The sequence below is a fragment of the Paraburkholderia sp. SOS3 genome (assembly GCF_001922345.1).
Lineage (GTDB): Bacteria > Pseudomonadota > Gammaproteobacteria > Burkholderiales > Burkholderiaceae > Paraburkholderia.
Genome location: NZ_CP018811.1, coordinates 119,390 through 134,117, shown reverse-complemented (window position 1 = coordinate 134,117; position 14,728 = coordinate 119,390). Strand labels below are relative to the sequence as shown.

Here is a 14,728-nt window from a genome sequence, read left to right as displayed (position 1 = left end):
GTAGTGCTTCGCCTTACTTCGCATGGAAGGGAACATGATTCTCGGCGATACGATACTCGAGACGCGCGGGCTGACGAGGGAGTTCAAGGGTTTCACGGCGGTCAACGGCGTCAACCTGCGGGTGCGGCGCGGCTCGATTCATGCGCTGATCGGCCCGAACGGCGCGGGCAAGACCACTTGCTTCAATCTGCTTACGAAGTTTCTCGAACCGACAGCCGGGCAGATCGTCTTCAACGGCGTCGACATCACACGCGAGCGGCCGGCGCAGATCGCGCGGCGCGGCATCATCCGCTCGTTTCAGATTTCCGCAGTTTTCCCGCATCTGACCGCCTTGCAAAACGTGCGCATCGGCTTGCAGCGCGCGTTAGGCACCGCGTTTCATTTCTGGAAGAGCGAGCGCACGCTGCATCGGCTCGACGACAATGCGCTCGATCTGCTCACGCAAGTCGGCCTTGCCGATTTCGCAGACGTACCGACGGTCGAACTGTCGTATGGCCGCAAGCGCGCGCTCGAAATCGCGACGACGCTCGCGATGGAGCCCGAACTGATGCTGCTCGACGAGCCGACGCAGGGCATGGGCCACGAAGACGTGGACCGCGTCACGGCGTTGATCAAAAAAGTATCGGCGGGCCGCACGATCCTGATGGTCGAACACAACATGAATGTGATTGCCGGCATCTCCGATACGATCACGGTTCTGCAGCGCGGCGAGGTGCTCGCTGAAGGAACCTATGCGGACGTATCGAAGAATCCGCTCGTGACGCAGGCCTATATGGGCAGTGCCGATGCCGCGCTGGCCGGAGCGCACGCATGAGCACGGTCACCGAGAACGAGAACGTCGAAACGAACGGGGCGTTGAGCGCGGAACCCGCGCTCGAAATCGCCGGGCTGCAGGCGTGGTACGGCGAGTCGCACATCCTGCACGGCGTCGATCTGACCGTTGCGCGCGGCGAGGTGGTCACGCTGCTTGGCCGCAACGGCGCCGGTCGCACGACCACCTTGCGCGCGATCATGGGCCTGACGGGGCGTCGTACGGGTTCGATACGCGTGAGCGGCCGCGAAACGATCGATCTGCCCACGCACCGCGTCGCGCATTGCGGCATCGGTTACTGCCCCGAAGAACGGGGCATTTTCTCGAGCCTCTCGTGCGAGGAAAACCTGCTGCTGCCGCCGCCGGTCGGCGACGCGGCACACATGATGTCGCTTTCCGAAATCTACGAGATGTTCCCGAATCTGCAGGAACGCCGCATGAGCCAGGGCACGCGGCTATCGGGCGGCGAGCAGCAGATGCTCGCGGTCGCGCGCATTCTGCGCACCGGCGCGAACCTGCTGCTGCTCGACGAAATCTCGGAAGGACTCGCGCCGGTGATCGTGCAGGCGCTTGCGCGAATGATCGTCACATTGAAATCGCGCGGCTACACGATCGTGATGGTCGAGCAGAATTTCCGCTTCGCCGCGCCGCTTGCGGATCGCTTCTATGTGATGGAGCACGGCCGCATCGTCGAGCATTTCGGCGCGCAGGAGCTCGAAAGCAAAATGCCGGTCCTGCACGACCTGCTCGGCGTGTAAGCGGCGCGGGCGCTTCGATGTCGCGGCACCGCGCCCACCGCTCGCGCGACGCACATTGCCTCTGATAAACACAACGCAGAACCAAGGAGACACACAGATGAAAAGGAAAACTCTCGCGCGCCTCACGTCCCTCTGTTTCGCGGCCGCCGCCGGTATCGCGCTGACCGCGGGCAGCGCGCGGGCAGCCGACGACGCCGTGAAGATCGGCTTTATCACCGACATGTCGGGGCTCTATGCGGACATCGATGGCCAGGGCGGCCTCGAGGCGATTCGCATGGCCGTTGCGGATTTCGGCGGCAAGGTGAACGGCAAGCCGATCCAGATTCTCTACGCGGACCACCAGAACAAGGCCGATATCGCCGCCTCGCGCGCACGCGAGTGGTTCGACCGCGACGGCGTCGACGCCGTGATCGGCGGCACGAACTCGGCAACCGCGTTGTCGACGAACCAGGTCGCGGGCGAGAAGCACAAGGTGTACATCAACATCGGTGCGGGCGCCGATACGCTGACCAACGAGCAGTGCACGCCGTACACGGTCCACTATGCGTACGACACGACCGCGCTCGCCAAAGGCACCGGTTCCGCGATCACGAAGCAGGGCGGCAAGACCTGGTATTTTCTGACCGCCGATTACGCATTCGGCAAGGCGCTCGAAAAGAACACCGCGGACGTCGTGAAGGCCAACGGCGGCCAGGTGCTCGGCGAAGTGCGGCATCCGCTGTCCGCATCGGACTTCTCGTCGTTCCTGTTGCAGGCGCAAGCGTCGAAGGCGCAGATTCTCGGGCTCGCGAATGCGGGCGGCGATACGATCAATGCGATCAAGGCCGCTAAGGAATTCGGCATCACGAAGACGATGAAGATCGCCGCACTGCTGATCTTCATCGACGACATCCACAGTCTCGGGCTCGAGACGACGCAAGGCCTGATCGCGACCGACAGCTGGTACTGGAACAAGGACGCGAACACGCGCAAATGGGCGCAGCGTTATTTCGAGAAGATGAAGAAGATGCCGTCGAGCCTGCAGGCAGCCGACTACTCGGCCACGATGACGTATCTGAACGCCGTGAAGGCGGTCGGCTCGACCGATCCGGACAAGGTGATGGCGCAGCTCAAGAAGACGAAGATCGACGATTTCTACGGTAAGGGCTATATCCGCCAGGACGGCAGCTTTATTCACGACATGTACCTGATGCAGGTGAAGACGCCCGCCGAGTCGAAAGAACCGTGGGACTACTACAAGATCACGGCGACGATTCCGGGCGAACAGGCATTTACGACAAAGCAGGAAACGCGCTGCGCGTTGTGGAAATAAGCGCCGGCGATGGCCTGCCGCGGACAGGCGGCGGCAGGCGCGCACGTTCCGCGTGCTGGGCGCATTGGGCTACGGTGGATGTGCGGTTGGCCTGATGCGCCCAGCGCGCTTTTGCTTTCACTTTGACGACGCGTTCAATGGATATCTTTGGCATCCCGCTGCCGGCCATGTTGAGCCAGTTGCTGCTCGGTCTCGTGAACGGTTCGTTCTACGCGATCCTGAGCCTCGGGCTGGCGGTGATTTTCGGTCTGCTCAACGTGATCAACTTCGCGCACGGCGCATTGTTCATGCTCGGCGCGATGCTCACCTGGATGGGCCTCGCGTATTTCGGCCTGCCGTACTGGGTGATGCTCGTGCTCGCGCCCATCATCGTCGGATTGTTCGGGATGCTGATCGAACGGTCGATGCTGCGCTGGCTCTACAAGCTCGATCACCTGTATGGGCTGTTGCTGACGTTCGGGCTCACGCTGGTCGTCGAAGGCGTGTTCCGCTCGATCTACGGCGCGTCCGGTCAACCGTACGATGTGCCCGATCTGCTTTCCGGCGCGACCAATCTCGGCTTCATGTTTCTGCCGAACTATCGCGCGTGGGTGGTGGTCGCGTCGCTGATCGTCTGCTTCGCGACGTGGTTCGTGATCGATAAGACGCGCCTTGGCGCTTACCTGCGCGCCGGTACCGAGAATCCGAAGCTCGTCGAAGCCTTCGGCGTCAATGTGCCGCTGATGGTCACGCTCACCTATGGTTTCGGCGTCGCGCTCGCGGCGTTTGCCGGCGTGCTGGCCGCGCCTGTCATCCAGGTCTCGCCGCTGATGGGGCAACCGCTGATCGTCACGGTATTCGCCGTGGTAGTGATCGGCGGGATGGGGTCGATCATGGGCTCGATTCTGACGGGCCTGCTGCTCGGCGTGATCGAAGGCTTCACGCGCGTGTTCTATCCGGAGGCGTCGGCCACCGTCGTATTCGTGATCATGGCGCTCGTGCTGCTCGTGCGGCCGACAGGCCTTTTCGGCAAGGAGAAATAATGCAGAGAAAAGCGCTTTACGTGCTGCTGCTCATCGGTCTCATCGTCGCGCCGTTTGCCGGCATGTACCCGGTGTTCGTGATGAAGGTGCTGTGCTTTGCGCTGTTTGCGGCGGCGTTCAATCTTCTGATCGGTTACACGGGGCTGCTGTCGTTCGGGCATGCGATGTTTCTCTCGAGCGCAGGGTATATCACCGGCTATGCGATCCAGTCGCTCGGCACGACACCTGAAATCGGCGTGCTTGCCGGCACCGCGGCCGCGACGCTGCTGGGGTTGATTGTCGGGCTGTTCGCGATCCGCCGGCAGGGCATCTACTTCGCGATGATCACGCTTGCGCTCGCGCAGATGATCTACTTCGTGTTTCTGCAGGCGCCGTTTACGCATGGCGAGGATGGAATGCAGGGCGTGCCGCGCGGCAGGCTGTTCGGCCTGCTCGATCTCTCGTCGGACCTCACGCTGTATTTCGTCGTACTGCTCGTGATGGTGCTCGCGTTCATGCTGATCGTGCGCATCGTGCACTCGCCATTCGGGCAGGTGCTGGTCGCGATCAAGGAGAACGAGCCGCGAGCGATTTCGCTTGGCTACGATACGAACCGCTTCAAGCTGCTCGCGTTCGTGCTGTCCGCGGGTCTCGCGGGTCTCGCCGGTTCGATGAAGGTGCTCGTGCTCGGGTTCGAAACGTTGAGCGATGCGTACTGGACGATGTCGGGCCTCGTCGTGCTGATGACGCTCGTCGGCGGCATGGGCACGCTGTTTGGGCCGCTGCTCGGCGCCGCGCTGATTGTCTCGCTCGAAGAGCGGCTCGGCGATATCGGTAACGTGATCGCGTCGGCAACGGGGCTCGACTGGTTCCGCTCGCTCGGCGAATCGGTGACGATCGTCACGGGCCTGATCTTTATCGCTTGCGTGCTGGCATTCAGGCGCGGCATTGTCGGCGAAATCGTCGCGCGGGTGAAGCCGTTGCGTGCGTGAGCGGGTCGGGCAGGGCGAGGTGGAAACGCTTCCGGCCATGTCTCGTTGCTTCGTTATCCGATGCAAAATTAGCGCAGTCAAACGAGCGCGAAACGAGTTCGACAAGCATGTCAAAGTGTCGACACCGCGCGCCCCGATACGGTGCGCAGCTGCACCACTAGGGTAAATGCTAGTTGTTCGATAAAGCCCGCTTGTTTAATCTTCACACAGTTCTGATGCACCCGAATTTTGCAGGTGGAGAACGAGGAGACAATGAGGCGCTAAGCGCCCATACAAAAGCGCTGTTGGACTGGATCCAACAGCGCTTTTTACTTTTTGTCTGTCCTTTCGCGAAGTATCCGGCGCGCGCATCTTGCCGCGTCAATGAATGGCGCCGGAAGCTGAGTTTCCGTGCGCGAGGCCCCTCGATAAGCCTTGCTTCTTTTTCCGACGGTCGCGATACCGCCTTGCTCGCCTCGCCGCACGCCTTGGCGCGTTCGGCTACACTCGCCATTCCCTGATATTGACGTTCCTGGTGTGGCCACAAGGTCATGCCACTTAAAACCGGCCCTTTATATCGATTGCTTTTCGACTACGGGCGTAAGGAGTGGAATGAAGTCGGCATGGCGATGGATGAGCGCAGCGCTTTTGTGTGTGGCATATCACGGCGCGATAGCGGCAGGCGTAAAGATCGGCATCACGGTATCGGCGACGGGCCCGGCGGCGTCGCTCGGCATCCCCGAGAAAAATACCACCACGTTGCTGCCGAAAGAAATTGCAGGGCAGAAGGTCGACTACATCGTGCTCGACGATGCGACCGATTCGACGCAGGCCGTGAAGAACACGCGCAAGCTGATAAGCGAAGACCACGTCGACGCATTGATCGGCTCGACTGTCGTGCCGAACTCGCTTGCGATGATCGACATTGCAAGCGAAGCTCACACGCCGATGATTTCGCTCGGCGCGGCCGCGGCGATCGTGGAGCCGATGGATGCGAAGCGGGCCTGGGTGTTCAAGACGCCGCAAAACGACATCCTGATGGCGAGTGCGATCGCGCAGCATATGGCAAGGCACGGCGTGAAAACGGTCGCGTTCATCGGCTTCGCGGACGCCTATGGCGAGAGCTGGTTCAAGGAGTTCTCGAAGGCGGCGCAGCAGGCGAACATCAAGGTCGTCGCCAGCGAGCGCTTTGCGCGCAATGACACTTCGGTGACAGGGCAAGTGCTGAAAATGATGGCGCAGCACCCGGATGCGGTGCTGATCGCGGGCGCCGGCACGCCGGCCGCGTTGCCGCAGCGCACGCTCAAGGAACGCGGCTACAACGGCAAGTACTACCAGACGCACGGCGTCGCGAACAACGACTTCCTGCGCGTGTGCGGCAAGGATTGCGACGGCACCTATCTGCCGGCCGGTCCGCTGCTCGTTGCCGATCAGCTGCCGGCGTCGAATCCCGCGAAACAGGCCGCACTTACGTATAAGCATGCGTACGAATCCGCGTACGGCGCCGGGTCAGTGTCGACATTCGGCGGTCATATGTGGGATGCTGGACTGTTGCTGCAGCGTGCGATTCCGATCGCGCTCAAGCAAGGTCAACCGGGTACGCCGGCGTTCCGCGAAGCGCTGCGTGCGGCGCTCGAAAGCACGCATGACCTGCCGGCTTCGCAAGGCATCTTTAACATGAGCGCCAACGATCACGCCGGCCTCGACGAGCGGGCGCGCGTGATGGTGCAGATCGTCGATGGCAAGTGGAAGCTCGTGTCGGACTGATTTGCATCGGTGCCGGTGCATTGATGCATCCCCGGAAAGAAGGCGCGTGCAGCTCGACGCGCCTTTTTTTCTGCCTGCTCGCAGCGAAACCGAAGCCCCGGATATCTGAACAGGTCGAACCATGAACAACAGGAAACGATGGATGCGCGCCGCGGTGTTGGCCACGTGCGCCGCGGCATTCGTCTGCGGCGCCGGCTCGGCCGCGGCGCAGGTGAAGATCGGCGTGACGCTGTCGACGACCGGTCCTGCCGCGTCGCTCGGCATTCCCGAGAAGAACACCATCGCGCTGCTGCCGAAACAAATCGGCGGCAAGAGCGTGCAATACATCGTGCTCGACGATGCAAGCGACAGCACGCATGCGGTGCAGAACGTGCATAAGCTGATCGACGAAGACCATGTCGATGCGATCATCGGCTCGACGGTCACGCCCGCCTCGCTGGCGATGCTCGACCCCATTGCCGAAAGCAGAACGCCGATGATCTCGCTTGCAGCATCCGGGTCGATCGTCGCGCCGATCGATGCGAAGCGCGAATGGGCGTTCAAGACGCCGCAAAACGATGCGCTGATGGCCGATGCGATCGCCGCTTACATGGAGCAGCACGGCGTGAAGTCGGTCGCGTTTCTCGGCTTTGCGGACGCGTATGGCGAGAGCTGGTACTCGGTCTTCAATGCGGCTGCGAACGCGCATCATCTGAAGCTCGTTGCCAACGAACGCTATAACCGCACCGATGCATCGGTAACCGGCCAGGTGTTGAAAATGATGTCGCAGAACCCCGATGCGGTGCTGATCGCAGGTTCCGGCACGCCCGCCGCGTTGCCTGCGAAGACGCTGAAGGAGCGCGGCTACAAGGGCAACATCTATCAAACGCATGGCGTCGCGAATAACGAGTTCCTGCGCGTGTGCGGCAAGGATTGCGACGGCGAACTGCTACCTGCGGGGCCGATTCTCGTTACCGATCAGCTGCCGGACTCGAACCCGGTCAAGCAGTCGTCGCAAGCCTACAAGAATGCCTATGAGAGGGTCTATGGCGCGGGCTCGGTGTCGACGTTCGGCGGCCATGCATGGGATGCCGGCCAGTTGCTGCAGCGGGCGGTCCCCGAGGCGCTGAAGAAGGGGCAGCCGGGCACGGTCGCGTTTCGCACCGCGCTGCGCGATGCGCTCGAAAACGTGAAAAACATGCCCGCGTCGCACGGCATCTTCAACATGACGACGACCGATCACAATGGCCTCGACAGTCGCGCACGCGTGATCGTGCGGATCGTCGACGGCAAATGGCAACTGCAGAAAGACTAGAACACGCCTTCCGTAGCCTGCGGCCGCGACGTCGGCGCGCAAGCTTCGTATCGGGGACAATGGCAGGCGCCGCTGTGTCGATGAATCGTTGCGATCGACGGTCGCGATGAGGCATTGACCAGCGCGCGACGCGTTCCCGCTTTTCCACACGCTTTCTGTTTCTCCCCATTCCGGTTTTCGACGCTCCACGAAGGACGATTCTTTATGGATCTATCAATCGCGGCGATCCTCGCGCAGGACGGCATCACGACCGGCGCGATCTACGCATTGCTCGCACTCGCGCTCGTGCTCGTTTTTTCGGTGACGCGCGTGATCTTTATCCCGCAAGGAGAGTTCGTTTCATATGGCGCGTTGACGCTCGCCGGCCTGCAATCGCAGAAGTTTCCGGCTACGTGCACGATGCTCGTCGCGTTAGGCGCCGCGTGCTTCGTCGTGGAAGCGGCCGGACTCGTTCGGCATCCCGAACGACGCGGCGCTGCGGCGCGCACGTTCGCTGTGCTGGCCGGCAAGTATCTGCTGTTCCCGGTCGCCGTCTATGCGCTGACGCGCGCGCTCTTCATGCATCCGCTGCCGATGGCCGTGCAGATCGCGCTCGCGCTGCTGATCGTGATTCCCATGGGTCCACTGGTCTACCGGTTGGCCTTCGAGCCAATCGCCGAAACCACGACGCTTCTGCTGTTGATCGTCGCAGTCGCGGTGCACTTCGCGATGGTGGGCCTGGGGCTCGTGATGTTCGGCGCGGAAGGCTCGCGCACGAATGCATTCTCGGACGCGACATTCAATGTCGGCACGTTGGCGATTTCCGGGCAGAGCCTCTGGGTGATCGGCACGGCGCTCGTGCTGATCGTCGCGCTGTATCTGTACTTCGACCGCTCGCTTTCCGGCAAGGCGCTGCGCGCGACTTCGGTGAACCGCGTCGGCGCACAACTGGTCGGCATCGGCACGACGCAGGCGGGGCGCCTCGCGTTCACGCTCGCAGCGGGTCTCGGCGCGCTGTGCGGCATGCTCGTCGCACCGCTGACGACGATTTACTACGACTCCGGCTTTCTGATCGGTCTCAAGGGCTTCGTCGGCGCGATCATCGGCGGGCTCGTCAGCTATCCGCTCGCGGCAGCCGGCTCGTTGCTGGTCGGCTTACTCGAGTCGTACTCGTCGTTCTGGGCGAGCGCTTACAAGGAAGTGATCGTGTTCACGCTGATCATTCCGGTGCTGCTGTGGCGTAGTCTCGCGACGCCGCACGCAGAAGAGGCGGAGGAGTGACACGATGAAACGCCTCGTTCGGAACGGACCGTTCTATCTATTTCTGGTCGTGCTGTTTGCGCTGCCGGTCCTGCCGAAACCGGTTCACGTGCCCGAATACTGGATCACGCTGCTCAACTACATCGGCCTGTATTCGATCGTCGCAATCGGCCTCGTATTGTTGACGGGCATCGGAGGCATGACGAGTTTCGGGCAGGCTGCATTCGTCGGCATCGGCGCGTATTCGACTGCGTATCTGACGACGCAATTCGGCGTATCGCCGTGGTTTGGATTGATCGCCGGCGTCCTGTTGACCGCATTGATCGCGCTCATGCTCGGCCTTGTCACCATGCGGCTGTCCGGGCATTTTCTGCCGCTCGGCACGATCGCGTGGGGTCTCGCGCTGTTCTTTCTGTTCGGCAATCTCGAATGGCTCGGCAAGTACGACGGCATCAACGGCATTCCAGCGCTGAACCTGCTCGGCATCGATCTGGAGACGGGGCGGCATATCTATTACCTGATCTGGGTCGTCGTGCTCGGTGCAGTCGTCTCTGTTCAGAATCTGCTTAATAGTCGGCCCGGACGAGCGATTCGTGCGCTGCGCGGCGGTGGATCGATGGCTGAGGCGATGGGTGTCGATACCGCGTGGATGCGCGTCGTGATCTTTATCTATGCAGCGGTACTGGCGGCAGTTTCGGGCTTTCTCTATGCGCATCTGCAGCGCGCGGTGAATCCGACGCCGTTCGGACTCAATCACGGCATCGAGTATCTGTTTATGGCCGTGGTCGGCGGCGTGTCGCACGTGTGGGGCGCCGTGCTCGGTGCCGCGATTCTGACGGTGCTGCAGGACTATCTTCAAACGCTGCTGCCGAAGCTGCTCGGCGAGAACGGCAACTTCGAAGTGATCGTGTTCGGCATTCTGATGGTTGTGCTGCTCCAGTACGCGCGCGGCGGCGTCTGGCCGTGGGTCGCCCGATTTTTCCCTCGCGGGCCGCGCGTCCATGTTCCGGACGACATGCAGCCGCCGTTGCCGATGCGCAGTAAGCCGGCGGCTGGCGAACGGTTGCTGAGTGTCGACAACGTGCGTAAGGAGTTCGGCGGGCTCGTCGCTGTGAACGACGTCAGTTTCGATGTGAAGTCGGGCGAGATCGTCGGGCTGATCGGACCGAACGGCGCCGGCAAGTCGACCACCTTCAATCTTGTCACCGGTGTGACGCCGCCAACGCGCGGTACGGTCACGTTCCGCGGCGAGCGGATCGATGGGCTGAATTCACGCGCGATTGCGAGGCGCGGAATCGGGCGGACATTTCAGCACGTCAAGCTGCTGCCGGGCATGTCGGTACTCGAGAATGTCGCGATCGGCGCGCATCTGCGCGGCCGCGCCGGCGTGTGGCGCAGCATGGCGCGGCTCAACCGCGCGGAGGAAGCGCGCTTGATGGCCGAAGCCGCCAGGCAAATCCGGCGCGTCGGGCTCGAGCAGCATAGGGACGACGAAGCCGGAAGCCTCGCGCTTGGCCAGCAGCGAATTCTCGAGATTGCGCGCGCGTTGTGCTGCGATCCGTTGTTGCTGCTGCTCGACGAGCCGGCCGCCGGCCTTCGCTATCAGGAGAAGCAGCAGCTGGCTGCGTTGCTGCGCCGGCTGCGCGAAGAGGGGATGAGCATTCTGCTTGTCGAGCACGATATGGACTTCGTGATGAATCTGACGGATCGGGTTGTGGTGATGGAGTTCGGTACACGCATCGCCGAAGGTTTACCGGAGGAGGTGCAAAAAAATCCGGCTGTGCTCGAAGCGTATCTGGGCGGGGTGGAGTGATGACGATGACTAACGTAACGGCCGCTACGTCGGGGCCGATTTTGCGAGTCGACGGTTTGTCGGTCCGTTATGGGAAAGTCGAAGCGTTGCATCGCGCCCGGATCGAGGTGCGGCCGGGGCAGATCGTCTCGGTGATCGGGCCGAATGGAGCAGGGAAGTCGACGCTGCTGAACGCGATCATGGGTTCGCTGCCGGTGACGGGATTCTCGAAGGGCGAGATTCTGTTTCGCTCGCGCGACGTTAGCGCGTTGCCAGTCGAACAGCGGGTTGCCGGTGGAATGTGCCTCGTCCCGGAAAAGCGTGAGCTATTCGCGACGATGACGGTCGAGGACAATCTCGTGCTCGGTGCGTATCGACGGAGAAAGTCGGGTGAGCGCAATTACCTCGATCAACTTGATCCGGTATTCGGCTTGTTCCCGCGGCTGAAGGAGCGTCGGAAGCAGGCGGCTGGGACCTTGTCGGGTGGCGAGCGCCAGATGCTCGCGCTCGGGCGCGCGCTGATGGGTAAGCCCGATCTGCTGATGCTCGACGAGCCGAGCCTTGGGCTCGCGCCGCTGATCGTGAAGGAGATCTTTCATATCGTCAGCGCGCTACGCGAGACCGGCGTCGCAACGCTGTTGATCGAGCAGAATGCGCGGGCGGCACTGCAGATCTCCGATTATGGCTACGTTCTGGAGACGGGCGAAATCGCGCTCGAGGGGGTGGCGGCCGAACTGGCGCACAATCCGCGGGTGATAGAAACCTATCTCGGGTTGGCGAAGAAGGTCGCTTGACACCTGTCGCCGGGTTGCTGCGGCGCGGAAGATTCGTCCGCCGCGTGGTGATTTGCAGCGGTTCCACGAATTTCGTCCCGCGGGAACGGTGTGTTTCACGTGAAACACGCCGTTTTTATATCCGTGCACAACTCGACGTAAATCGGGCCAAAAGCGAACCCGTTATAATTCGCCAATACATTTTTCTGAAAGGCTCACGCCAACGGTCCGCGTGAGATCTCCGATGCTTTATCCCACAGAGTTTGACGTAATCGTCGTCGGTGGCGGGCACGCCGGCACTGAAGCCGCACTGGCTTCGGCACGCATGGGCAACAAGACGCTGCTGCTCACACACAACATCGAAACGCTCGGCCAGATGAGCTGCAATCCGTCGATTGGCGGTATCGGCAAGGGCCATCTGGTCAAGGAAGTCGACGCACTCGGCGGTGCGATGGCGGCTGCGACCGACGAAGGCGGTATCCAGTTTCGGATCCTGAACTCTTCGAAGGGGCCCGCGGTCCGCGCGACGCGGGCGCAGGCGGATCGACTGCTGTATAAGCAGGCGATCCGGAGCCGCCTCGAAAATCAGCCGAATCTGTGGCTGTTCCAGCAGTCGGTCGACGATCTGATGGTGGAAGGCGATCGCGTGGTCGGCGCTGTTACGCAGGTTGGTATCCGTTTTCGCGCGCGCGCCGTGGTGCTGACGGCCGGGACGTTTCTGGACGGCAAGATTCACGTCGGGCTCAACAATTACACGGGCGGCCGCGCCGGCGATCCGGCGGCCGTGTCCCTATCGTCACGCCTCAAGGAACTGAAGCTGCCTCAAGGGCGCCTGAAGACCGGTACCCCGCCGCGCATCGACGGTCGCACCATCGACTTTTCGAAGGTCGAAGAGCAACCTGGCGATCTCGATCCGGTGCCGGTGTTTTCATTCCTAGGTCGGGCCGAACAACACCCGCGTCAGGTGCCGTGCTGGATCACGCACACGAACGCGCAGACGCACGACATCATCCGCGGCGGCCTCGATCGGTCGCCGATGTACACGGGCGTGATCGAAGGCGTCGGTCCGCGCTACTGTCCTTCGATTGAGGACAAGATCCATCGGTTTGCGTCGAAGGAATCGCATCAGATCTTCCTCGAGCCGGAAGGGCTGAGCACTAATGAGTTCTACCCGAACGGTATCTCGACGAGCCTGCCGTTCGATGTGCAACTGGATCTGGTCCGCTCGATGCGTGGCCTTGAGCATGCGCATATCCTGCGGCCCGGCTATGCGATCGAATACGACTACTTCGATCCGCGCGCGCTGAAGGCTTCGCTTGAAACCAAGGCGATCGGCGGACTGTTCTTTGCGGGGCAGATCAACGGGACAACCGGCTACGAAGAAGCCGCCGCCCAAGGTCTTCTCGCCGGCATTAATGCCGGATTGCAGGTGCAGGGCAAGGCAGCATGGTGCCCGCGCCGCGACCAGGCCTATCTTGGCGTGCTGGTCGACGATCTGGTCACGCGCGGCGTTTCCGAGCCGTACCGGATGTTCACGAGCCGCGCCGAGTATCGTCTCAGTCTGCGCGAAGACAATGCCGATATGCGTCTGACGGAGATCGGTCGCGAACTTGGCGTCGTCGGCGACGAGCGGTGGGACGCTTTCAGTCGCAAGCGCGACGCGGTTTCACGTGAAACAGAGCGATTGCGCGCGACATGGGTCACACCGAAGACACTTTCCTCTGACGAAGCCACGGCCTTGCTCGGCAAACCGATCGATCACGAGTACAACCTCGCGGAGTTGTTGCGCCGTCCGGGCGTTTCATACGATGGCGTCTGCGCATTGCGTGACGGTGCGTGTGCGCCCATTGAGGCACTCGCCGACGATCCGATTCTGCTCGAGCAGATCAAGGAACAGATCGAAATCGGCATCAAGTACCAAGGCTACATTGAGCGTCAGGCCGACGAGATTGAGCGCAACGGGGCGCACGAGAACACGCGTCTGCCGGACGCGCTCGACTACGCGGACGTGCGCGGACTGTCGTTCGAGGCGCGCCAGAAGCTCACGCAGCACCGTCCCGAGACGATCGGTCAGGCTTCGCGGATTTCGGGCATCACGCCGGCCGCGATCTCGCTGCTGATGGTCCACCTGAAGCGTGGTCTGGGCCGCCGTCCAGTGGCCGCGACGCAGCCAGTCAACACCGATTCCGGCACGGACAGCACGCCGGTAGCTCAATGACGGCGCGTCCCAGCGGTCCGGTCGCTGCCAGTCGCGAGTCGCTGGCGGCACTGCTGGTCGAAGGCGCGCGCGCGCTGAGCATTGAACTCACCGATACGCAACACACAAAGCTGCTCGACTACGTCGCGTTGCTCGCGAAATGGAACGCCGTCTATAACCTGACGGCGATACGTGACCCGCGGCAGATGCTGATCCAGCACATTCTCGACTCGCTATCGATCGTGCCGCATCTTCTGGCGGGGCGAGCCGCGTCGTCGGTGCTCGACGTCGGGTCAGGCGGCGGACTGCCCGGCATCGTGCTCGCAATCACGTTGCCGGACTGGCGCGTCACGCTCAACGACATCGTTCATAAGAAAACCGCGTTTCAGGCGCAGGCGAAGGCCGAACTGGGCCTTGCGAATCTGTCGGTGGTGACCGGGCGTGTCGAAACGTTGCGTCCCGATATCGAAGTGCCTGAAAAATTCGATGTGATCGTATCGCGCGCATTCGCAGAGCTCGCGGATTTCGTTACACTGGCCCGGCATCTCGTCGCGGAAAAGGGTTCGATCTGGGCGATGAAGGGTGTGCGTCCCGATGCCGAGATCGCGCGGTTGCCCGCCGGTGCGAAAGTGAAGCAAATTATCCGGCTTGATGTGCCCTCGCTCGATGCTGAGCGGCATTTGCTGGAAATTCTTGTCGAAGAACCTGGTGCGGCGGCTGCGCGTGCGTCAAACTAGGCCGACGTCGCCAGGTCGACGCGGCGAGCGCAGGTGGCAAAGCCGACGCACAAGCGAATTCATACCAAACATCCAA

Annotated in this window: 12 protein-coding genes; all 12 read left to right on the top strand. The window is 62.1% G+C overall.

The features are described 5' to 3' along the window. The first annotated feature begins 34 nt into the window (after positions 1 to 34). Positions 35 to 814 carry an ABC transporter ATP-binding protein gene (locus BTO02_RS00580; protein WP_075158490.1) on the top strand — a complete coding sequence of 260 codons (780 nt, stop codon included), beginning with the start codon at positions 35 to 37 and terminating at the stop codon, positions 812 to 814. Beyond that, positions 811 to 1,569, top strand: a complete 759-nt coding sequence (locus tag BTO02_RS00575) for an ABC transporter ATP-binding protein (RefSeq protein ID WP_075155364.1) — start codon at positions 811 to 813, stop codon at positions 1,567 to 1,569. Before BTO02_RS00580 ends, BTO02_RS00575 begins: the two co-directional genes overlap by 4 nt. A 97-nt stretch (positions 1,570 to 1,666) precedes the next feature. Next, the gene (locus tag BTO02_RS00570; protein ID WP_075155363.1) at positions 1,667 to 2,881 is read left to right on the top strand and encodes an ABC transporter substrate-binding protein; all 1,215 of its coding nucleotides are present in this window, start codon (positions 1,667 to 1,669) and stop codon (positions 2,879 to 2,881) included. Positions 2,882 to 3,018: 137 nt separating this feature from the next. After that, positions 3,019 to 3,903, top strand: coding sequence for a branched-chain amino acid ABC transporter permease (locus BTO02_RS00565; protein WP_075155362.1), 885 nt, complete (start codon positions 3,019 to 3,021; stop codon positions 3,901 to 3,903). Continuing rightward, positions 3,903 to 4,874, top strand: a complete 972-nt coding sequence (locus BTO02_RS00560) for a branched-chain amino acid ABC transporter permease (RefSeq protein WP_075155361.1) — start codon at positions 3,903 to 3,905, stop codon at positions 4,872 to 4,874. Before BTO02_RS00565 ends, BTO02_RS00560 begins: the two co-directional genes overlap by 1 nt. A 591-nt stretch (positions 4,875 to 5,465) precedes the next feature. Continuing rightward, the gene (locus BTO02_RS00555; protein WP_075155360.1) at positions 5,466 to 6,620 is read left to right on the top strand and encodes an ABC transporter substrate-binding protein; all 1,155 of its coding nucleotides are present in this window, start codon (positions 5,466 to 5,468) and stop codon (positions 6,618 to 6,620) included. Between the two features lie 121 nt (positions 6,621 to 6,741). Next, the gene (locus tag BTO02_RS00550; protein WP_075155359.1) at positions 6,742 to 7,914 is read left to right on the top strand and encodes an ABC transporter substrate-binding protein; all 1,173 of its coding nucleotides are present in this window, start codon (positions 6,742 to 6,744) and stop codon (positions 7,912 to 7,914) included. 204 nt (positions 7,915 to 8,118) lie between these two features. Beyond that, a complete protein-coding gene (locus BTO02_RS00545) occupies positions 8,119 to 9,174 on the top strand; it encodes a branched-chain amino acid ABC transporter permease (RefSeq protein WP_075155358.1) in 1,056 nt (351 codons plus the stop codon). 4 nt (positions 9,175 to 9,178) lie between these two features. Next, entirely contained in the window at positions 9,179 to 10,966 is a 1,788-nt protein-coding gene (locus BTO02_RS00540) for a branched-chain amino acid ABC transporter ATP-binding protein/permease (protein WP_075155357.1), read from the top strand. A gap of 5 nt (positions 10,967 to 10,971) precedes the next feature. Beyond that, on the top strand, positions 10,972 to 11,739 hold the full coding sequence (locus BTO02_RS00535) for an ABC transporter ATP-binding protein (protein ID WP_075158489.1): 768 nt from the start codon (positions 10,972 to 10,974) through the stop codon (positions 11,737 to 11,739). A gap of 223 nt (positions 11,740 to 11,962) precedes the next feature. Continuing rightward, positions 11,963 to 13,936, top strand: coding sequence for a tRNA uridine-5-carboxymethylaminomethyl(34) synthesis enzyme MnmG (mnmG, locus tag BTO02_RS00530; RefSeq protein WP_075155356.1), 1,974 nt, complete (start codon positions 11,963 to 11,965; stop codon positions 13,934 to 13,936). Then, positions 13,933 to 14,652 (top strand): 16S rRNA (guanine(527)-N(7))-methyltransferase RsmG, encoded by a 720-nt coding sequence (gene rsmG / locus BTO02_RS00525; protein ID WP_075155355.1) that lies wholly within the window; start codon positions 13,933 to 13,935, stop codon positions 14,650 to 14,652. The genes mnmG and rsmG overlap by 4 nt, the downstream gene beginning before the upstream one ends. The last annotated feature ends 76 nt before the right edge of the window (positions 14,653 to 14,728 follow it).

Coding starts and splice junctions, on each gene's coding strand:
- rsmG (WP_075155355.1), top strand. CDS start 13,933: ATGACGGCGCGTCCCAGCGGTCCGGTCGCTGCCAGTCGCGAGTCGCTG.
- BTO02_RS00550 (WP_075155359.1), top strand. CDS start 6,742: ATGAACAACAGGAAACGATGGATGCGCGCCGCGGTGTTGGCCACGTGC.
- BTO02_RS00535 (WP_075158489.1), top strand. CDS start 10,972: ATGACTAACGTAACGGCCGCTACGTCGGGGCCGATTTTGCGAGTCGAC.
- BTO02_RS00545 (WP_075155358.1), top strand. CDS start 8,119: ATGGATCTATCAATCGCGGCGATCCTCGCGCAGGACGGCATCACGACC.
- BTO02_RS00565 (WP_075155362.1), top strand. CDS start 3,019: ATGGATATCTTTGGCATCCCGCTGCCGGCCATGTTGAGCCAGTTGCTG.
- BTO02_RS00555 (WP_075155360.1), top strand. CDS start 5,466: ATGAAGTCGGCATGGCGATGGATGAGCGCAGCGCTTTTGTGTGTGGCA.
- BTO02_RS00580 (WP_075158490.1), top strand. CDS start 35: ATGATTCTCGGCGATACGATACTCGAGACGCGCGGGCTGACGAGGGAG.
- BTO02_RS00540 (WP_075155357.1), top strand. CDS start 9,179: ATGAAACGCCTCGTTCGGAACGGACCGTTCTATCTATTTCTGGTCGTG.
- BTO02_RS00560 (WP_075155361.1), top strand. CDS start 3,903: ATGCAGAGAAAAGCGCTTTACGTGCTGCTGCTCATCGGTCTCATCGTC.
- BTO02_RS00570 (WP_075155363.1), top strand. CDS start 1,667: ATGAAAAGGAAAACTCTCGCGCGCCTCACGTCCCTCTGTTTCGCGGCC.
- BTO02_RS00575 (WP_075155364.1), top strand. CDS start 811: ATGAGCACGGTCACCGAGAACGAGAACGTCGAAACGAACGGGGCGTTG.
- mnmG (WP_075155356.1), top strand. CDS start 11,963: ATGCTTTATCCCACAGAGTTTGACGTAATCGTCGTCGGTGGCGGGCAC.